Genomic DNA, 23646 nt, shown 5'->3' on the forward strand with positions numbered 1-23646 from the left:
ATGAAGCCCTTCCGTCACCACCTGCTTGCCCGCGCTATTCGCTTTGCTACTCGCAGCAGCCAAAGTGCACAGCCGAGCCGGAATAAGCGTCCACATACCGGCAAGGCCGTCACCCTCGGTGCGGTGCTGTCCGGTGGCGCGGTGAACCTGTTGGCGGCGACCCATAATATTGATGCGGTGGATGCATTTACCGAGGTCGAGGACCTGGGTAATAACGTCGAAAAAGTTACCAGCAAATACAAAAACGGCAGCGTTGGGGTCAACGTCTTCAACGATTTTGTGGTTGGGGATCTGAACACGGTCAACCTGGAGCTGGATAGCGATATCGACCAGCTGGTAAATATCGTGCGCGACAGTCGCCCGGAAGTGCACGGAGTACTGAACAGCTACCAGGATGGCAGTCTCGGCGGCAACGTGGTGTTTGCCAGTTCCTACGGATTTCTCGTGGGTCCGTCCGGCATCATCAATGTCGGACAGCTCTCGGTAAAAACCCCTTCCCAGAGTGAACTGGACAGCTGGCTGGATCTCGGTGCGACGTCTTTCTCCGAGGATGGACTCGTCGCGCTCGACGACAATTCCTATACCGTTTCCAGCAGCGGCCTGGTAACTGTGTCCGGCAAGATCAATACCGCTACCGGCATCGATATCCAGGGCAATCAGGTGGTGGTGGATGCCGGCGCGGTGATGACCGCGGGCAACGCCATCCAGGCGATTTACGTGGATGCGGCGATGGTGAATGTGGGCGATGCCAGCGCCCCAACCGAGCTGCAACAGGACGGCGGGGGTATCTATATCAGCGCTGCTGGCGGTGGTGTGAATGGTGATCATGTGGCCATCAATGGCGACCTGTTTGCCGATGGCGGCATCACCATCAGTGCCGACAGTATCAATGTTTCCAGCACCGCCACCGTGGATACCCGAGATGCGGTAACGGCAAATGACATTGACTCGATTGCTACCTTTCTCGGGGATACCGTTAATCTCGCCGGTGAAGTACTGGCGAGCAACGTCAATATCACCGCGGATACCGAAGTCACCATCAGTGGCAATATCACCGCGCTGGGTACCGACGACGGCGATACCGTGACCATTGGACTGATCGATATTGACGGCGCTACCGCGACCATCGATGGCGGAGCCAATGCTGTGGTTCTGGCGGATACCGCCGGTGATGCCGAGGCGCTGTCCGCGAGTGCTGGTGATCTGGTACTCGTGGGTAATATCGATGCCTACGACCAGCTGGATATTACCGGCAACCGCGTGGTGATTACCGCGGGTAACAGCGTTTCTGCTTCTGACGCCAGCCTGCACAGCAGCGATATCAATATCGACGGCAGCCTGATTGCAGACGCGACTGCCGCCGACAGTAGTGGACGCATTACCCTGGACGGTGATGCGGAGTACGGCGATCTCGATAATATCAGCGCGACTGTTGTGCGCGTCGATACCAGCGGTGACTTCACCATCACCGCCGACGCGACGGGTGTATCTGCCAGTGCCGGCGATATTGTGTGGGAGGAAACCGGTGGTGCGGTCGACCTGGGTTTTGCCCTGGAAGTGGATGCGGACAATGTCACCACGGAAATCGATGTCACCGCTGTGGATATCAGTCTCGCCGCAACTAATGGGGTGCAGGCAGATGGCTGGCTGAATGCTGCCGGCGATGGCACAACCCTCGGTCAGATCGGATTGTCTGGCGGTACCCTGGCTTTCGATTTCGCCAAGCTTTCCGCCGATGGGCTCTCGCTCACCACATCCAACAATATGGTGTTTGCGGCCAGTGCTAGTGACACCGCCTACACCGGCGCGGGTGCTAGTGACTTTAAACACCTTGGCAATGTGGATTTCGATGGTGACCTGACCCTCAACGCCGCCGCGGTAACGGTCACCAGTGGAGCGGATATCAGTGCGCGCAATATTGCCGTGCAGTCTTCCGCGACAGCGGTTGATGGCTCCCTCACCGCAGATTCCGGCAGTGGTAGCATCCGACTGATCGACGATGCGGATTACAGTATTCTCGACAATCTGAGTTTCGGCACCCTTGCCATAGAAACCGACAACGCCATCGTGCTCGCCAATAGCAGCAGTGATGGTGCCGTGACCGGCGCCGGTAGCGATGACATTGTCTGGGTCGACACTGGAAATTTCGATTTCAGCGGCAGCGATATCATTTTCGATGGCGGCGATCTGACCCTCGTAACCGACACCAGCTTTACCGCCGATAATATCGAACTGGATGTCGACAGCTTTACCAATAACGGCACTATGGCAGCGAGCGAAAGTATTCTGCTGCGCTCCAGTATCACCGACAGCCTCGATCTTTCCAGCCTGACCGCAACCAAACTTACCCTGGAATCCGACAGCCTCGTCTGGACCAAGGCGTTGATTTATGCCGGTGAACTGGCCTTTATCGCCGACGATATCACCATCGAATCTACTGCCGATATTTCTGCCGCGGCCATTTCCATGGAGGCGGATAGTATCGATGTAGCTGGCACCCTGCGCACCAGTGCAGGCACCGGCGATACGGTGGGCAATATCGAGTTGGATGCCGCCACCATTAACCTGGCCAGCACCAGTGTACTGGATACCGCTGACGGCGATACTGACACGACCGACGGCGATGTGATCCTTACCGCCACGCAAAAGGATTCTGTTGGCTACGCGTCTGCCAGTGCCGAAACCGGTATCACCATCGCCGGCGCCATCGACGCGAACAATGTCACTGCAACTGCATTCAGTTCTGCCATCAGTTCCATGTACGAAGAGATCGGTATGACCCTGGGGTTGAAAGCGGTGTCCGCACTGGGTGGTGTCGATTTCAACTATATGGAGGCTGATGCCGACGCAACGGTAACCGTGGAATCCTCCGCGGACATTACCGCTTCCGGCGACGTCAACCTGTCGGCCACGTCTCACGCTGTAGCCGAGGCGATGGCGTTGGTGATGGGGGGCGATCTGTTAACTGCATCACTTGCTGGCATCTATGTTGGCGGTAGTGCCACCAGCACTGCAAAAGTGAAGTCCGGCGCGACCATTTCTGCCGGTGGGGACTTGTCGGTTACCGCGCACAACGAGGCTTACGTATCTTCCAGTGCCTTTGTGTTACAGGCGGACGATGCCAATAAGGTGGTGGCTGCGGTCGCGGTGGGCGAAGCGGACGTCGACGCGAATGCAATTATCGAAACCGGCGCGAACCTGGAAGCCGATAACCTCCTGGTGGCCGCAGAAAACCTGAATCGCTTTTATGCCTCGGCGTCGGTCTATGGTTTGGCCAACACGCGCTATGGCATCGCCGTGGCAATTGGAGATTTTGATACCAGTGCCACCGCGGAAATGGGGGCGGACCTCGGAACTGATCTGGCGCAAGTGGGTGATGTCTCCGTGGTCGCCCTGGACCGCACCGTGGAGCAGCGTGTGCACTCGGGTGTAACTGTTGGCAGCAGTATTCTCGCGCGCACCATCGGCTCAAAGCTGGTCAAAGGGATGGGTAAGGTTCAGGGAGGTGTTTCTACCCTGGTAAGCAAGTTCATGCCGGACGGCGTCGAACTTAGTGAGTCGGATGACTCTGCCGATTCTAGTGACGACGCCGGTGATGATGCCGGGGATGAAGCAGAAGATAGCGCAGAAACGTCAGGCACCGTTACGTGGAAGGGAGGCCTCGCCTTCTCACTGAACCTCTCGGACAAAGAAGCCTACGCCTATCTCGGAAACAACGTTGGTGGTGCAGAAGATGCGCCGACCATCAACGCCAGCGGCAATGTGCTGGTGGCCGCTGCCACGGATCTTGGAACCGACAACGACGAAGTGATCGGCGGCGATGGTCGTGGAGCTGTTGGTGGTGACCAGGGTGGTTACCGCACCTCCGCGGAAGCGGTGGTAACTTCGCCGAAGGAAGGTACGGTCGGCGCACAGCAGACCAGTGCCGCAGAAAAGAGTGCCGCATTCGCGCTCAACTTTGCCATTCACGAAGGCGATGCGGTGGCGGAGATCGGCGATTACACCACGATAATTTCACAGAACCTCGGCGTGGTGGCAGAGCAGAAAATGCCCATCGTCTCCACCTATGACCGCTGGGAATCACTTTCCGATGTCATAGGCAAGTTCAACGGCACCGGTGGCCTGCAAAATAATATTCTTACCAGCTTCGCCAATGCCGGTGCGGGTGCCGACAAGGAAGCCTACGGTGGCAGTGTCGATGTTCAGTGGAACGAGATCGGTACAAAAGCGTGGATTGGCGACGGAGTACAAGTCACTACCACAGGTACAAGCGACTGGAGTGTTTCTTACGATCTCGATTCGGAACTGGCCAGCCCGGGTATCTTCAGTGATTTTGAACCTTTCAAGGACGTCACCTACAGTTACGACTTTGACAGCTCGGTGGCGGTGCGTGCCTATAACCTGATTGAAAGTGCCCATGTGGCCGGCAATATCGGTACTCTCGGTATCCTGCCAAATGGCAACGGCACCAACGACGAAGGTAAATCGGTCGGTGGTACCATCGCCTATGTCCAGCAGAATGCGCAGGCGGTAGCGGGGGTTGGTGATGCCAGTATTACCGCCGCCGACGATGTGGAGATTACCGCGGAAACCGACGAGCGCCATTTTGTTATTACCCCGTCTTCCGGCATGGGTACCGGTACCGGATTCAACGGGGTGATCGCGATTCTAAATAGTGAATCCCTCACCCACGCTTCCCTATCCAACAGCGCCTATGTCAGCGCGGATGACCTGGTTGTTGTCGCCGACCATCAGATGGGCAACTGGACCGGTGCCGGTGCAGTGAACTGGACTGCCGGTGAAAGCGCGGTGGGCATCGCCATCGCTACCAATATTACCCAGGGCGATACAAAAGCCTTTATCGGTGATAACAGCGAAGAAGCGGAAAAAGTCGATTTCAAAAACGGCACGCAGCCGGCCCCTACTGCTCCGACCAACCCCGAGCAACCGAGTTCGCCGGTGATTATTGCGCGTAACGTCGAAGTGCGAGGTAAATCCAGCGGCACCAACGGCAGTGTTGCCGCTGCCGGTGCTTTGCTGACAGAAGATACCGGTGAGCCTGGTGTCGGTCAGAAATTTGAAGACTGGTACGGTAGCAAATTCGGCAATTACTCGGCCGATCTTTCCAGCAATACTTCGGACAGCGCCAACAGCGCAAACAGCAGCTCGGGTGACAGCTCTATTGGTAAATCGTCCGAGAGCGGTTCCAACGATAGCGACAGCGCCAGCAGTGAGGAAAGTGTCGCGCAAGTAGACTCCGATGCGACCAGTTTCGCCGGCGCTGGTAGTGTCACTATTGTGGTGCAGAACCTGGATGCCAAGGCCATAGTGGATGGTGTCACCATCAAGGGACACACCGGTGAAGAGGTCACCCTGGATATCCAGGCGCTGCAAAAAATTGTTTCTGCTTCCGCCTCTGGCTCTGCCGCCTTCAACCTGTCTACATCGACCAAAACACCTACCAGCAGTGCCATGGCGGGTGCCATTGCCTACCAGATCAGCTTTAACGATGCTTTGGCGTGGTTAATTGATTCCGATGTGCGCAACCTGGATGACCTCTCGATTCAGGCGCTGCACGGTGGTGAACTGACTTCGGTTGGCCTGGCATTGGCTGTGGATAAACCCTCGCAGGGCGGAAAGTCTACATCTGCGGGTCTCTCTATTTCCGGTGCCCAAGTGCGCGATGGCACCTCCGCGCGTATGGAAGGCACTGTGGTCAGCGCCAGTGGTGTTGGCGACAACGATTTTGAAGTTTCCGCCTACAACAATACCGATATCGGTGTGGGTGGTGGCACCCTGTATGGTGGTGGCCAGCAGGGTTACGGCCTGGCAATTACCTTTGCGGATATCGACGATCCGGGCAACCTGATCGGCGACAGTAACCCCGATGGTAACAATGTTCTGTCTTCGGCTTACAACGAGGACGTATTCAGCGGCAAGGCCGTTGAGGCCATCGTTACCGATTACGAGAAGGGGGGCTTTTTCTACAACAGTCAGATATATAACTTTGACAACATTGATATCAGTGCGCGTGGATTACAGCGCATTGGTATTGGTGCGGCCGGGGTCGGTTATAACGATAACGCTGAAAACTCCATGGGCTACATGGGCAGCTTTGCTATCGGCTCGATCAAGGGCGACACCAAAGCGTTGCTTGAATACGTCACTATCAATGGAGCAGATAGCGTTGCAGTCAATGTGGCTGGCACCAAAGTAGGTAGTCTCGACAGTATTCTCGATGGACTGGGCAACAGCGAAGTCAACAAGGATTATGATTTTACCGGTGCTGCGGCCATCGACAATACCGAAGTGCATACCAGTGACGACGGCACCGGATCTGCTTATGACTACAGCTCTGAAGGGGAGCGGATTATCGCGGTCGCCGGTGTGGTGCAGGTGGGTAAATCCAACCTGGGCCTTTCCTACGCCCATGCGGATGTACAGACCGAAAAAACTGCGCGTATTCAGTACTCCGATATCAATAGCGGCGATACTGCTGCAAGTAGTGTTGATGTATCAGCGCGCAACGAAGCACTGCTGTACAGCGTTGCCGCGGGTGTCGGTGTCGCCACTGGCAAGTGGTCCGGTATCGGTTCTGTTGCGGTAAACAGTGTCAACAATACTGTAAAAGCGGAAATAGGTGATTGGAACGGCTACGACTACGGCACCATTAATACGGATGACGTCTCGGTGCTGGCTCAGAACGATATGGATCTGGTGAACGTTGCCGGCGCGATTGGTGTTTCCACCGGCAGCGGCGCAGCGGTGGGCCTGGCGGTTGCCATGAACCTGATCGGCGATAGCGGCCACGAAACCCGCGCGCGTATCGGCAACGTGGATCTGCAGGCGTCCGGCGACGTAACCGTTAAAGCCGCCAGTGGTGCAGATGACGATCACAACCTGCTGGTGGGCAATGCCATTGCGATTGGCGCGTCTACCGGTAGCGGCGGCCTCGGCTTCGCCGGCGCGCTCAGCGTGACCGATCTGGATCAGACGGTGCAGGCGGGGATCAAGAATACCGGCGATAATTCCGCAGGCTCCGCGAGCAGTACCGGTGGCAATATCAATGTCCTGTCCGGGGACTTCACCGACAGCGTATCCACTGCGTGGATGGGCGCCGGCTCTTCCAGCGGTTCTGCTGGTGGAATTGCTGCGGCGGTGAATCGAGTTGACTCCGATGTGACCAGTGAAATTCTCGGCAACGGCAGCAGTGACACCAGTGCCAAGTTCAAGGCAAAAAATGTCCATGTGATTGCCGAGCGGGACAACTGGCTGCTGACCATCGATGCCGGTGTCGCAGCGGCGAAACAGGTGGGCATTGCCCCGTCGATTGGTACCGGCGTAGTGGATGGCAATGTCACCGCGCGCATCGCCGATAACGCCCATATCAATGCCTATGGCAATGTCACCGTGGAGGCGGAAGCCAATACGGAAAATCTGGTGGGCAGTGGTGCCGTGGGCGTGGGCCTGAGCGGCGGTGCCGGTGCGGTGGCAATTTCCACCGCGGCGGAGTACGGAAAAACCCAGGCGTATATCGAAAACGCTACGGTGAAAGCCCTGGGCAATGCGGGCGACTACGCCATCAACAGTGGCGAACTGGTGGGCACAACCGATCTGCCGGATCTGTCCGCCACCGAAGAAGACGGCGACGGCAATTCCAATGCGGTGGGTAACTCCGATGTCAGCATGGATGATCTCACCACCGCGTTTGGCTCACAGAACCTGAGCGAGCGCACCGAGCGGGTTACCGGTGTGGTGGTCAATGCCACCAGCTATGTCAAACAGCAGGCGATTACCGTTGGCGGTTCCGGCGGCAAGAATGTGGCGATTACCGCAAACGTCGCCACCAACGTGTTTGAATCCAGCACCGATGCCTACATCAAGAATTCCACCATCAACAGCGGTGTGTCCGGCGAAGACAATGCAGATGTGGTGGTGCGTGGCTCCAGTCACGATTACGGCCTCAGTGTGTCTGCCGGTATTGCCCTGTCCACCGGTGGTGCCGGTGTGGGTGGCTTTGCCAGCAACCATATGGGCAAATCCGCCAGCGCCGAGATCAACGGCTCTAGCATCAAGGCGGACGAACTGACCCTGGACGCAAACTCCACCCAGCTGGCGCAGGCGGTTTCTGCCGGTATTGCCGCGGGCGTAGGCGCCGAGGGTGGCATCGGCGGCACCGCTTCGGTCACCATCAACAACATGCTCGGCGGTACCAAAGCCTGGCTGCACGACAGCACCGTCACCGCTTCCGATGTGGTGGTAAATGCGGAGCGCCGTCAGGACGTTAATTCCGCAGCGGGCTCGGCCGGTATCGGCACTTCCGTGGGGGTGGGGGTTGGCCTCGCGGTGAATGTGATCGGCGGTAACAGCACCGCATTGATCGGCAACGACCTGGACGATTCCGGCGATGCGGATAGCACCGTAATCAAAGCCGACAACGTCACCGTGGATGCGGATCGCCTGGAAAGCGTGAACAGCTATTCCCTGGGTGCTGGTGTGAGCACCGGCTTTGGCATCGCGGCGATGATCAACGTCACCGAATTCCGCGGTGAGACCCGCGCCGGGGTGCACGGCCTGCTGCACGACAACGGCACCAGTGGCGATAGCGCCGACGATTACTTCACTACGCAGATTCTCGGTAAAGACGGCGCCTCCGATGCCACCAGTGTAACCGTCAATGCGCAGGAAATTCTCGACGTCGACCAGGAAACCCTGGGTATCGGTGCGGGTAATACCGTGGGCGTGGGTGCTGTGGCCAACGTGGTACTCGGCCGCAGCCAGGTGTACTCGGAAGTGGTGGGTTCCGATATCGACGCGACCCTGCTCGATATCGACGCCACCGCACAGCGCGAAGCCTGGATGATTTCCATGGCCGGTGGTGCATCCACCAATGTGGGCGCGGCGGTGAGTATCGGTGTGGCCCTGTTCGGCCAGGGCGATACCACCACCGAAGACGGCACCAACGCGGAAAACGAATTCGATCCTTCCCGCCAGGCCGCCAACAATGTGATGTCGGAAGACACTGCGGCCTACAACCCGCATCTTTCTGACGATGATATTGCGGCGATCGAAGAAGAGAGTGGCGTAACCATTGAGGCAAGCGCCGTACCCTCTACGGCCACCAGTACCGAATCCGGCGAGTCACTGAAAATCGGTGGCGAAAGCGTGGTGGCTGCGCGTATTTCCGGCGGCGATATCGATGTGGACACCCTGGATGTGGACGCGCAGACCATGCTGTTCACTTATCAGGGCCTGGGTGCAGTCTCCCTCGGCAGCATTGCCATCTCTGGTGCTGTGGGGGTTACCCGCCTGTATGACATGACCATCGCCACGGTGGACACGGATCTTACCGCCAACGACGTCACCGTCGATGCGCAGGTGATGAATGTGTCCGACGACGATGCGGCCGGTGAAATGAAATCCTGGGTGGTCAGCGGCGGCGGCACCGGCGTGACCGTCAATTACAATGATGTGCGCAGTGAATTGCGCACCGTGGCCGGTGTGACTTCTGCAACCGGTGACGACACCGGGGATATTTCCGTATCCGCCCGCGATACCACCGAACTGCGTGTGGGCGACCTGGACAGTGGCAAACCGGATGACCCAACCGAAGGCTCTCTGAGCGTTACCGTCGGTGCCGGTGCCATCGGCGTTTCCATTGGCTTTGCGGAAAAGAATAGCGATGTGGATGCCTGGCTGGGTGAAGCGGGCCAGGCCATCAGCGGATTCAATAATGTCGAGCTGGAGGCATTCTCCGGAGGTTTGGTAAAAACCAGTGCCTTTGCGTTAGCCGGCGGTTTGCTGGTTGGTGTTCAGGGCGTGATTACCGATGCCCGTGACGAGTCCAATGTCAATGCCACGGTACACGGCACCATTGATGCGGATGGAGTGGTGAATATCGATGTCCAGGCGACTCCGGAAGTTTTCTCCCGCGCATACGGCGTTACCGTAGGCGGCGGTGGAGCCATGGGTGGCTCCTTCTCCTATGCCATCGCCGATACCAAAGCACAGGCGGAAGCCGGTGACGGTACCTATTTCACCGGTACCGCGGATGTAAATATCCGCGCGGAAACCGGCGATGGTTCCGATGACGATTATGTCAGCGCCGATGCCAATGCGTTCGCCGCATCCGGCGGTTTGCTGGCCGGTGTTGCCGGCTCCGAAGCATTGGCAGAAAACAGTTCCCAGGCTGTAGCCAAAGTCGGCGACGGTGTGCGTATTCCGGATAACGATTTCGGTGTTTACGCGCGCAATACCGCGGTGCAGTACGCGGATGCCAATGGCTACTTTGTTGGCCTGTATGCGGGCGGCTTCAACTGGTCCACCGCGGAATCCAGTACCTCTGCGCGGGTGGAATACGGCAGCAACCCGATTTCCAACGCGGTGCTGCGTACCGGTGATTTTATTCTTGACGCCTACAACTACGACGAAAACCAGAGCTTCACCACCGCGGGAGGTGGCGGTTACTACTCCGGTTCCGCCGCCGTCTCCAATGCCAACAGCTACAACAATTCCAGTTCCAATAAGGCGGCCAGTGTAGAAATCGCCGATTGGGCCTCAGGCTATACCGCCGTCCCGATCATGGGTGGCGAAGTGCGACTTTCTGCGGCACACGAAAGTCAGTTCTTTGCCGGTACCGATTCCACCACGGTTTCCGTGGTTGGTGGTTCCGGTGCGGTATCCAATTCCGATATCGATAACGATGCGGAAGTCATCCTCGGCAACAACGTCAGCTTTGAAGCGCTGCAAATCGAAATTGAAGCGGACAACGCGGCGCTGCAAATCCAGAATGCCGCCAAGTCTGGTTTCGAAACCAGTATCAATGCCGGTGCCGGCGGCGCAGCCAATGGCTCTGCGGGTCTGTCCTATCAAGATCTCACTGGTGTCGATGCTGCGGTGGAAATTGGCAACAACGCCGTGCTGGCCATCAGCGACCTGGCTTGGGTCGACAGCACATACGATCACGGCATCTTTATCGATGCTCACACCCGTTTCTATGTGTATGACGCTGCCGTTCTGAAAGTGGGTGGCGCTTTGCAAGGAGCCGGTTCCGAATCCGATGTGGATGCCAAGTCCAGCAATACGGTCACCATCGGCGACGGCGCATTGTTGTACAACCCGGTAGGTGAAATTGGAATTGGTACTTACACAATTGGCTCGGCCACCGCGCAGGCGGAAACCAGTGTATGGGCGATTGCCGGCGTCGCCGGTGGCGTTTCCGATGTAAATGTCACCGTCAATAACAAGGTGGATATCGGGGAAGACGTAATCATCAATGCCCTGGAAAATGTCGGCATCTACGCCGGCCGCGGTTCCCGTTATCTGTTTGAAAACCAGCTGGTGGCAGACGCGCGCACCAATGTATACAACTGGACCGCGGTACCTATCCCCGCGGGCAACAAAGCTGACGCGGACGTAAATGTTACCAACAAGGTTGTTTTTGGAGATGACATCGATATTGGCAGCGACAGTCATGTCACCATTGAAGCCAATGAGGGTTCTGTGTATGCCAACGCGGACGGTGTAGAACGCAACCCGTACCTGGAACTTTTCTCTACCGAAACCACTTTCGGTTCCAACGATACCGACAGTGAAAATACCCTGGTATTTGAAGGCTCCGGTTCCGTGGTTGCGGGGCAGAATGCCTATCAGTGGGTTGATGTGGATGACGAAGGCAATATTACTTCCGACCTCGCCGGGTACGGTACTGCGGAACAGTTAAGTGATAAGTTCTCTTCCCGTGCGAGCTTGCAGGCCTATATCGATGAATTGCAGACCCTGGTAGATGAGTACGAAGCCTGGACCGATGCTGGTACCAGTAATGACGGTAGCAAGGCGGATGGCAATGAGGACACTGGTGATACCGGCAGCGGTGGATCCAGTACTGAAACCAGCACCGGTAGCTCCGGTGAGAACCCTTACACCGACGAAATCAATGAGCTGAACACAGAAATTGCCGCTCTATCAGTAATCCTCGATACCTTGTCGGCAGAAGAAAACAATGTGATTTCTGTGACCGATATCTATGCCTCTGCCGGTAACGTGAGTCTGGTGGCGGACAGTATTGACCTTGAAGGTGGAAGCAGTAATCACCCGGAAATTATTGCCCGTGGTGACGCTTACATTGATGTTAGTAATCGCGATGACCAGCATCTTCTGGTTGGTAATTTATACATTGCTAATCAGACCGGCGGTAATGTCTATGTCACCGGCGGTGCGTCACTGGATGCGGCGTATATCACTGAAGAAGACAGCACGACGACCGGTGTAAGCTCCGGTATTCATATTAATCACAACCCGGCGGGTGACGATAAGCTGAATTCCGATGTGATTGTGGATGGTGCTATTACCAATTTGCTCTCTACGGTAAATATCACCCTGGAAGAAGGTGACCTACTCCAGCAAGCTACTATCGAAGCCAACACCATTAATTTAACGGTGGAAAATGGCAGCTTGGTGGTGAACGCAGGCAACAGTGATGTTTACTACGGCCGCTCGCCGTCTTCGCTGGTTAACTTTGTCGACAAGTGGAAGCCTACGGATGCGCAAGATTTTGTTCAGTACTGGATCAACTACACCTACGAAGATGATATTGATGCGACCGGTATAGATGAGTTTAACAACTGGTTTTATTCCTGCGCTACTGCCAAAGACTGTTACATTGGGGGTGTTGAAGACAACAGCGAAGACCCCTACTACGCCGGCGATTATGACACCGTCCATGTTTTCTTTAACTGGGGCTTCAGTGATTCACAGGAGTATGAAGGTGCCGATCAGATTCGACTGAAGTTTAAAACCGACAGTAGCAGCCGCGGTGGTAGGAACTGGCGCTTCAAACCAGTGGAGGACAAGCAGAGTAACCTGATCCGCACCGCGAATTATTCGAGCGTGAAGAGTGATATCGGAGCGCCCGGATCCACGATCGTGGGTGAAAAGGTCGTTATCAATGCGCGCCGCGTCGACCTGAATGGCACCATTGAGGTAGGCACCGACAACAACTGGTCGGTTAGCGTGGGTAGTGGCTTTGATGCGGCGATTGCCGAATACATCGATAGGATGGGGCTATCCAGCGGAGACCAGATTGAGCTGGAACCCGGAGAGACACTGCGGGTAGAAAACCCGGCGTACGTGAATGATTTTATCACTCCGTTTGAACAAGAATACATCTACATAGATCCGCAGATTTCCAAGGTCAGTGGTGCAGAGAGTATTACATTGACCTATGACGTTGCCTCCGGTCAGTTGCTGGTGGATGACGTGCCGGTCTCCGGCGGCGGTTACCTGTCTATCAATGCCAAAATTTCCTCTACCAGTGAAGATGGAAAAATTCTGGTGCGCGATGGCCTCGGTCAGATTGATATTGACAATGCGTCAAGCACCGAACTGGTGATTAACAGTCTGGATGCCGGTGATGATGCGGTGGGTATCGTGCGGATCACCGATTACAACTTCACCAAAAATATGAATGACGGTGGCAGTACCAGTGATTACTTTAGTCACTGGTATGTACACAGCCCCGGCGGCAAGATTCAGGAGTACGAAACCACTTCATACGCCACCAGCTATGAAGACGGCACCTTTATCGGGACCTCTGGTGGTACCGGTACTACGTCGAGTACGACATATAACCCGCTGACCGGGCAGCTGTATTACATCCGTGAAGACGCTTCGGTTAGCCGGACCTATACCGACTTCGAAGATGGATATCTGGCGAAATACCCCAATACAGTGGGCGAGTGGCAGGGGACCGGTGCCGGCGGTGCGCTGGAGTGGAATGTGGAGGCCAATTACTACACTACCTGTGCAGCAAACCCGGATGTGTGTACCAATGGCACTGCGACGGATTATATTCGCCACGAATTCGATGCAGATACCATTCGTCGCTATTGGTGGGCGATTGGCTACAGCTACGACAAATACTACGGCTCCAATTGGACCGATACTGACCCCAGTGTGTATATCCCGTATTACCTCAATATGGAAACGCACACCTATGTAAAGGCGGATCACAGTATCGGCATTTCTTTTACCGGTTTGGCTACCGGTAGTATCGATATCGACTCTACAGCCAATGTCACGATCAACGGTAATATCTATAACCCACTGGGTACCACTGACATCAATACCCTGGGTGCCCTAAATGTGGGGACAGGCTCCTCGTTCGATGCAGAAACCCTGCGGCTGTATGCCGGGCAGGGCGATCTGGGTACGCTGGACGACCCGCTGAATATTGCTACCAATACGGTATCTCTGGATGCAGATAACGGCTCTCTGTACTTCGATATCACCGGTAAATCCGGTGCGGTGCAGCTGGAGAAATTCCGTGCGCGATATGACATCGTCGGGACCGTAGACAAAGGTCTGGAAGGGGTGGGCAGTGGCACCCATATCCAGGGTGATACTCTGGACCTGGTGAGTTACTCCGGCAGTATCGGTTCCGCGGGCACTATTGGTGAAACCTCCACTTACGACTACATCAACCTCGATGTAAACGAAGTGACACTGGAAGCGGCAGATGACATTGTGATCTCCCAGGCCTCCGGTGATCTCGCGGTTAATACCATTACTGCCAGCGAAGATGTGGTAATCAGACTCGGCAGCGGTAGCCTGATTAACGGCATCGGTCAGAATGAAAAGACCGATGAAGAACTGGCCTACTTGCAGACCGTATGGGATCGCCTGGGTCTTCAGGATGATGATGCCGGCGAGGTCGCGGTCACCGGTTATGAAAACCAGTTCACTAGTAAGTATCACAGTTACTGGTTGATCAAGCAGCGCCTGAGTGATTCTTCTGAAGCGGGTTTCACCATCGACAGTGCCTTCGAAGAAACCTTTATGAGCCGCTACGGCGTTTCAACCGTGGCGGAAGCCACCGCGCTGGCGAAAGAGGAATTCCTCGGTCTGGAAGACTGGTTTGCCGACCAGGTCGCGGCGCCAGATGTCTATGCCAATGAGGAAGACGCCATCGGCGTAGAGCAGAAGGGGACTCTCGAAGGTTACGACTACGGTGACCTGCTCTCCAGCAGCTACAACAGTGACTATGCCCTGGTGATTGATGAAGCCAGCGGCTGGTACGCCAGCCTGGTAGACGGCGCCCAGTGGAGCCAGAGCCAGCTGGATATCAGTATCAATGCCGCAGCACTGAATGCCGATGCCCAGGCGACGTTGACCAACCGCGAAGCCAATGTTGTCGCGCCGAACCTGGACATCAGTGTCAGCGGCGGCAGCGTGGGCGAAGACCTGGCAGACCTGGTCTTCGCTATTGATCGCAACAACCCGACCATAACCGACGCGCAGAAAATTGCCCTGCTAGAAGCTGGCCCCGGAGATATCGAAACCACGGAATCCGGCTCACTGGTGATCTTCAACGTATCTCAGGTGGACCCGATCAAGATCGACACCACCGGCGTGCTGAATATTACCGCCAGTGAAGAAATTTATGCGGAATCTGCCAGCGGTCTGACCCTGGGCAGCATTGTTTCCAGCAACGGGGATGTGCGCCTTGCGGTTAACGGTGCGATCGATTCGATCAGCGGCACCAATATCTCCGCGAACGATCTGTATCTCGCCAATACCCAGGGAGATATCGGCAGCGAATCCCATTACGTACAGGTGGATTTGAGCGGCGTGCTGCGTCAGGCCGGTGCCGCCAATAACCTGTACCTCTCCCAGGTGGGTGGTGATCTGGTGGTGGATGCCGTCAGTGCCGGGGGTATCGCCAACCTGCTGAGTGGTGGCGGTGTTTATGGCCTGGACAGCGACAGCGTCATCTCCGGTGATGGGATTCAACTGGAAGCCAGTGATGATCTGGGAAGCGTATCGCAGGCACTGAATTTGCGTATGTCCGGCGGTGGTGACCTGAGTGTTGAAGCAGTTAATGCATGGCTGAATATTGCCGGTACTTCGGAAGCACGCCTTGCGGCCGAAGTTAACAGTGTGTTGAGTGTCAATGCCAGTGGCAATCTGGTGATTGACGGTGATATCAGTGCAGCCGAATTGGATCTCTACGCCGCTGGCGACATTCGCGATAGCGATGCGTTCACGGTCACCGTAACCAACCAGGCAAAGCTTTCTGCAGATAATATCGATGTCGATGCGGTCAGCTTCAACATTGGCAGTGGCGATTTCGATGCAACTGCCGGTAGCATGATCCTCGGAGATATCACTACTCGCGGAGACCTGGATCTGTTGGCGACAGGTCAGTTGCAACTGAATGGCAATCTGGATATCGCTTACACCAGTGCTTCCAGTGGCGGTGACGCCGGTCTTCTGGCGGATGCCCAATCTATTGCCATGGCTTCCGGTAAAAAGATTCAGAGCGAAGGCGATATACAGCTTCTCGCGATCGACAGCTTAAACCTGCAGACGTTGATTGCCGGTGGCGATATTAATCTCACAGCCCTGAATAATCTGGACAGCGCCATTGGCGGTATCGACGCCGTGTACCTGCAGGCGAGAAATGTCTTTGCGGATGCGCAGGCGGGATTGCAGATCGGCGATGTCGATGTCAGCGCCTCTCCATTGGGTGTGGTCGACCTAGAGGGGGAGACTCTGCTCGTTACAGGCGATCTGCTTGGTAGTGGACAAGTCAGTCTGACCGCGGAAAATGGCCTTGAGGTGCAGGGAAATATCGGCAGCGCGACGAGCAAAGTCGCTTCGATTTCGTTGCAATCCGGTATCGGCGTCATGAACCTCGGAGGGGATGCCTATACATCTGGGCAGTTCACCGCAAATGCGGGCGGCCTCTTCACACTTTCCGGCGGCAGCCTGGTGGATGCCATGGGTATCAACATTAACGCTGACGGTGTTTCTGCGGCGGCCACCAGTAACTTCGATGCCATTGTCTCGGCATCTTTTGCTCTCGGCGATTCCGACAGCACCTTCGGCAGTATCAACGGCGGCTCTGCCCTGCAAATTGATAGCGGCAGCGATATTACCTTCGGCAATACGGTGATCACTTCGGGCCACCTCAGCCTTGAAACCCTTGGTGATGTGTTTGTCTCTGACGGTGTGACACTGGATGTCTCGGGTAACTTGCGCGGCATCAACGGCAGTCCTCTGCTGGCGCAAAGCTGGCAGATGGCCAGTGGCAGCCAACTGTTGGTCGGCAACAATGCCGAAATTGAAACCACCGCGGGGCAGCAATTTGAAGCACTGACCGTTAGCCGAAACCTGACTCTGCGCGCCGGTGACGATATTGCGTTTAATGGCAATACGAATATCGGTCGCAGCTTTCACCTGACCACTAGTGGCGAACTGTCTCTGACCGGCGACCTCGCCGTTGGTACCGCGGCGACGTCCGCAATGACCTTGCTGGTAGATGGCACTGTGACACAGGCCGCCAACCAATCGAGCAGCGCCAGCGGCGCGGTAAATGTAACCGCAGGCGCCTGGCTTGCGGATGCCAGTAGCCTGCTGGAAAGTGGTACTGCAGCCACACTCGATTTCGCATCGGCGAGCCAGTTCGGTTCACTAACGAGCGGCGGCAATCTCACGATCGACAGCGATAGTGACATTACATTCCTGAACGATGTCATGGTCGGCTCTGCTGCCTCCCCGGCAAATGCGAATCTTGATTTGAGTGGTTCGGTAACCCAAACAGCGGCAACCACGTTTGATGTTTCTGGAGCGCTCACTGCTTCCGCCTATCGTTGGAACATGGGTAGCGATGCATTGCTCAAAACGGGCGATGCACTGGGTATTTCCTCTGCAGCGGGTATGGACCTGGCGCAACTGGATAGTGCTTCCAGTGTCACGCTGAATAGTGGTACAGAAATCGCCTTGCGTGAGTCTCTTGTGGCAACCGGCGCTGTAACTCTGACTGCAGCCGACGCGATCGCCATGAGCGAGAATGCCTTGCTGCAAAGCGGTAGCGATCTTTCCATTACCGGCAACAGCTTTGCCATGGGCAGTAATGCGCTGCTGGATATTACCGGTGGCTTTATTGCTGGCACCGATGCTGAGCAGTTCTACGCAAAGGTGCAGATTGACGGTGATTCCGAACTCACAGTCGGCGGTAATATTACCTTCAGTGAAGCAGCGGATTTTGGCGGTGTACTTACTGTTATTGACGGCAATAACCTGAAACTGGTGGGTGATGTTACGGTCGGATCAGCTGGCGCTGGTTCTGCCAACCTGACGCTGCGTGGCAATGTTACGCAGTCCGCTGCACAAACCTTCGATATTGCGAGTGATCTAACTACATCTGTAAACAGCTGGAGCATGGGCGACGGCGCGCTGCTGAAAACCGGCGGGGCTGTGGATATCTCCACTGCTGCGGGCATGGATCTGGCGCAGCTGAACAGCGCTTCGAGCGTAACGCTAAATAGCGGTGCAGAAATCAAATTGCGTGAGTCCCTGATTGCGACCGGCGCGGTTACTCTGACAGCCGCCGACGCGATTGCCATGAGCGAAAACGCCTTGCTGCAAAGCGGTAGCGATCTTTCCATCTCCGGCAACAGCTTCACCATGGGTAGCAATGCTCTGCTCGATATCGCTGGCGGCTTCACCGTGGGTACCGATGCTGAGCAGTACTACGCACAGGTGCAGATCGGAGGTGATTCTAAACTGACGGCCGGCGGCGATATCAGCTTCAGCGAAACTGCCGACTTCGGCGGTGCGCTTACTGTCATTGACGGTAATAGCCTGAACTTGGTTGGCGACGTAACTGTTGGTTCCACAGGTACTGGCGCTGCCAATCTGAACCTGCGCGGAGACGTCACTCAGTCCGCAGCGCAAACCATCGAAATAGCCGGTGCCCTGACCGCATCCGCCAACAGCTGGACCATGGGCGACGGCGCGTTACTTAAAGCCGGCGGCGCGATGAATATATCCACCGTTGCGGGCATAGATCTGGCGCAGCTGTTCAGCGCTTCGAGCGTAACGCTGAACAGCGGTGCAGAAATCAAATTGCGTGAGTCCCTGATTGCGACCGGCGCGGTTACTCTGACAGCCGCTGGCGCGATTGCCATGAGCGAAAACGCCTTGCTGCAAGGCGGCAGTGACGTTTCTATTTCCGGCAACAGCTTCTCCATGGGCAGTAACGCCCTGCTCGACATCGCTGGTGGCTTCACTGCGGATACCGATGTTGAGCAGTACTATGCACAGTTGCAGATCGGCGGTGATTCGGTGCTCGCCGCTGGTGGTGATATCAGCTTCAGCGAAGCGACCGATTTTGGTAGTGCGCTGACAATCGTTGATGGCGACAATCTGAATCTGGTCGGCGATGTAATAGTAGGTTCCGCAGGCACCGGTTCTGCCAACCTGACGCTGCGTGGAGCCGTCACTCAGTCCGCAGCACAAACCTTCGATATTGCTGGTGATCTAATTGCATCTGCTAACAGCTGGAGCATGGGCGATAGTGCGCTTTTGAAAACCGGCGGTGTGATGGATATTTCCACCATCGCAGGTATGGATCTGGCTCTGCTGAACAGTGCATCCAGCGTAACGCTCAGCAGCGGTGCAGAACTCAATCTGCGTGAGTCCATGGTCGCGACTGGGACGGTTACTCTGACAGCAGTCGATGCGATCGCCATGAGCGAACACGCGTTGCTGCAAAGCGGTAGCGATCTTTCCATCACTGGCAACAGCTTTACCATGGGCAGCAATGCGCTGCTCGATATCGCGGGTAGCTTCACCGCGGGTACCGATGCTGAGCAGTACTACGCACAGGTGCAAGTTGACGGCGATTCTGAACTCACCGCCGGTGGTGATATCAGCTTCAGTGAATCAGCCGATTTCGGTGGTGCGCTCACTATCATTGACGGTAATAACCTGAACTTGGTTGGCGACGTAACTGTTGGCTCTACTGGAGCAGGCTCTGCCAGCCTGACTCTGCGCGGTGATGTTACCCAGTCTGCGGCACAAACCTTCGATATTGCTGGTGATCTGATCGCATCCGCCAACAGCTGGAGCATGGGCGACAGTGCGCTATTGAAAACCGGCGGCGTGATGGATATTTCCACTGTTGCGGGCATTGATCTGACTCAGCTGGACAGCGCTTTCAGCGTAACGCTGAGCAGCGGTGCAGAACTCAATCTGCGTGAGTCCCTGATCGCAACCGGTGAGGTTACTCTGACAGCAGCCGATGCGATCGCCATGAGCGAAAACGCTTTGCTGCAAAGCGGTAGCGATGTTTCTGTGACCGGCAACAGCTTCACCATGGGCAGCAATGCTCTGCTCGATATCGCAGGTAGCTTCACCGTGGGTACCGATGTCGAGCAATACTACGCGCAAGTGCAGATCGGCGGTGATTCTGAGTTGACTGCCGGCGGTGATATCACCCTCAGCGAAGCGACCGACTTTGGTGGTGCGCTGACAATCGTTGACGGCAATAACCTGAACTTGGTTGGCGACGTAACTGTTGGCTCTACTGGAGCAGGCTCTGCCAACCTGACTCTGCGTGGAGCCGTCACTCTGTCCGCAGCACAAACCTTCGATATAGCCGGCGACCTGACCGCGTCTGCCAACAGCTGGAGCATGGGTGACGGCGCGTTGCTTAAGACCGGCGGTGCGATGGATATTTCCTCCATCGCGGGTATGGATCTGGCTCAGCTGGACAGCGCATCCAGCGTAACGCTGAACAGCGGTGCAGAGATCGCTTTGCATGAGTCTCTTGTGGCAACCGGCACTGTAACTCTGGCTGCAGCCGACGCGATCGCCTTGAGCGAAAACGCGTTGCTGCGAAGCGGCAGTGACCTTTCCATTACCGGCAACAGCTTCACCATGGGCAGCAATGCTCTGCTCGACATCGCCGGTAACTTCACCGCAGGTACCGATACAGAACAGCTCTACGCACAAGTCAAAATCGGCGGTGAAACAGAACTGACAGCCGGCGGTGATATCAGCTTTACCGAAACAGCCGACTTCGGCGGATCCCTGACGATCGTAGATGGTAATAGCCTCAACCTGATCGGTGATGTCGCGGTTGGTACAGCGAGCCCAGCCAATGCAAACCTGAGCCTGCGCGGTGCTGTGATGCAGGCGGCCGGTGAGCGTTTCACCATCAGTGGTGATCTGGTGGCCAGCGCGCACTCCTGGACAATGGGCGATGCCGCGCTGCTGCAGGTAGGCGGCCTGATGGATCTCAATATCGCGAGCGATCTGGATCTGGCGCAGCTGGAAGTTGGCGGCGACTTTAATCTGCTGAGCAGCGGCGATTTCTCGATTCGTGAATCCCTGATCGCCGGCGGCGCTATTTCCATCGATGCTGACGGTGCTGTCAGCCTTAGCGATAGTGCGCTGCTGCAAAGTGGTGGTGACCTGACGTTGGCCGCTGCCCAGTTCACTATGGGTACCGATGCTGAGCTGATGGTTGCGGGAGATCTGGATGTACTGACTTCCGGTCTGCAGCGCTACGCACTGGTGGATGTGGAAGGGAACGCGTTGCTGGCAGCCGAACGCGGTCTGGGGAATCTTGTTTTTAATCAGCAGGCAAACTTCGGTGCAGACCTCACTATTAATGAGTTCTGGAACCTGGAGATGAACGGTGATGTTGCCGTGGGCTCCAACACCATAGGCGATGCGACGATCACGGTACTAAATCGTCTGACTCAGGCTGCAGGCCAGAGCTTTACCAGCAGTGGTGCGATCTACGCCGGTGCGGGAAGCTGGACCATGGGTGACGACAGCCTGATCCAGAGTGGTAACTTTGCGACCCTGTACGCGTGGCGCGAAATGGACATGGCTCGCATTGACAGTGGCAGTGTGCTGTCCCTGAAGAGCTTCACTTCCGATATTACGTTGCGCGATCACCTCACTGCCGCAGGCCCGATTTATTTGTCTGCTGCTGGCGGAGTGCATGTTGATCCGAATGTAGAACTGCATAGTGGTGGCGCTTTCGCGCTGGAAGCCGATCACTTCGAAATGGGAGCAGGCAGCCTGCTAGACGTGGCTGGTGCAACCGATATCGATAGCGCCCGTGATGTAGTGTTGGCGCAGTTTATCGGCCAGGGCAATACCACCATTAATACGGGCGGTATGCTCCAGTTTAATGAGCGCGCAGAATCCTTCGGCAGTATGCAGCTGGATGTCGTCGCTGACCTGTTGCAGGCAGAAGGCCAGCATCTGGTGGTACACGGTGATTTGGCAGCGTCCGCTGGCAGTTGGCAGATGGCTGCTGACGCACGTCTGCAGGTACTCGGCGACGGCAGCCTTGACCTGCAAGGCGATGCGGATCTGCAGCTACTGAACCTCGGGGGTGCACTTGCGCTCGCCAGTGCCGGTAACGTTGCCTTGCGCCGCAATGTCTACACCGGTGGCGCGCTGACGATGCAGGCTGCCGGCGACATTACCCAGTCAGCCAATACGCTGGTGAAAGCCGGCGACACTGTGGCCATAGAGACCAATCGCTGGACCATGGGTGCCGGTACCCGACTCGAGTCTCTGGGCGGTATTCGCGTGCACAGTAGCGAAACCATGTTGCTGTCCGAACTGAGTAGCAGCTGGAGCGGTGACTACGCGTTTGACCTGCGCAGTGGTGGTCGCATCGACGGCCGCAGCGATGCCGAGCTGCATCTCGAAGCCGCCGCCGGAAGTCGCAGCTACCTCAGCGCCGCCACCGGTATTGGCGATGCGCTGGTCATGGACCTTCCCTGGTTCTCCGCAACAACCGATGACGGTGATATCAACCTTGTATTGCTGAACGACGCCCACGCGGAATTGCTGTCCGCCCGCAATGGCGATGTGCGTATGCGCGCGTTCGGTGATCTGGATATCGCTGAGCTGGTAGGTACACCGCACCTGTGGATTGACGGATTCCTGCTGGCCAATCAACTGACGATTCCGGAAGGTTCGTTTATTGCCAATGATGGTATCCAGCTGGATCAGGTGTTTATGACTGCTTCCGGTGAGCTGGAGCTGCGTGGCCCAACCATCGATATCAATGTCGACAGTCAGGGACATGACGAATTGTTCCTGACCCTGACCGATATCGGCGGTGCCGCGGCGCAGTGGGTGGGTGTGAATGTGGATAATTCCGCGCGACTCACCATCGATCGCCTGATGACGGATTACGGTGCCATCCGCACCAGTGGTGATTTGCGTATCGAGAGCGCGGAAGTGATTACCGAGCTGGATATGCAAACCGGCACCTTGAGTATGGCGCTGGACAATGCGGACATGTCGCCGCAGGACGTCAGTGGCCAGCTGGTAACACCCTACGGTGAATTCTGGCTGGATACCCAGGGCAACCTGTTGCTGACCAATGCGCAGGTGACCCGCTACCGCAACCCGCTGGTCTTGACCTATCAGGGCAAGGACGGCGAGTACACCCTTGGCGAACCGGGCTTCACCCGACTGTCTATCGAACATCAGCTGGAGAATGCCGTAGACGGTGAGCGCGCCGAAGGCGAAGACCTGTGGCGCCTGTGGTACAGCCGTCCGCTGGATTACCTCAATGCCGACGAGTACTTCTGGAACCCGGTCGATTGGCTGGACCCAGACGAGTACAGCGAGCTGGACCCGGAGACAGATGAACCCGGCTATGCGGAAATCAATTTGGACGAAGCGTTGGCCATGCGGGACTGAGAGTGAGGTCCTTGTGGCCATCGAACAGAAAAATGAACTGGTGTGCTCTCTAAAAAGTAAAACAACCGGCCCGATGCCATGGTGCAGGGGCTGGTCACTGATAAAAGTGGTGATTGGGGT

General features: G+C 56.3%; 1 protein-coding gene. It reads left to right on the forward strand.

Translation table 11 applies throughout. From position 1 onward, the window contains the following. On the forward strand, positions 1-23526 hold the full coding sequence (locus ACXAG1_RS15740) for a leukotoxin LktA family filamentous adhesin (protein ID WP_475120225.1): 23526 nt from the start codon (positions 1-3) through the stop codon (positions 23524-23526). Positions 23527-23646 lie beyond the last annotated feature (120 nt).

It is taken from the genome of Microbulbifer sp. ABE4_465, assembly GCF_056160765.1.

What these genes read in the sequence shown, in the direction of transcription:
- ACXAG1_RS15740 (WP_475120225.1), top strand. Translation starts at nt 1, where the DNA reads ATGAAGCCCTTCCGTCACCACCTGCTTGCCCGCGCTATTCGCTTTGCT.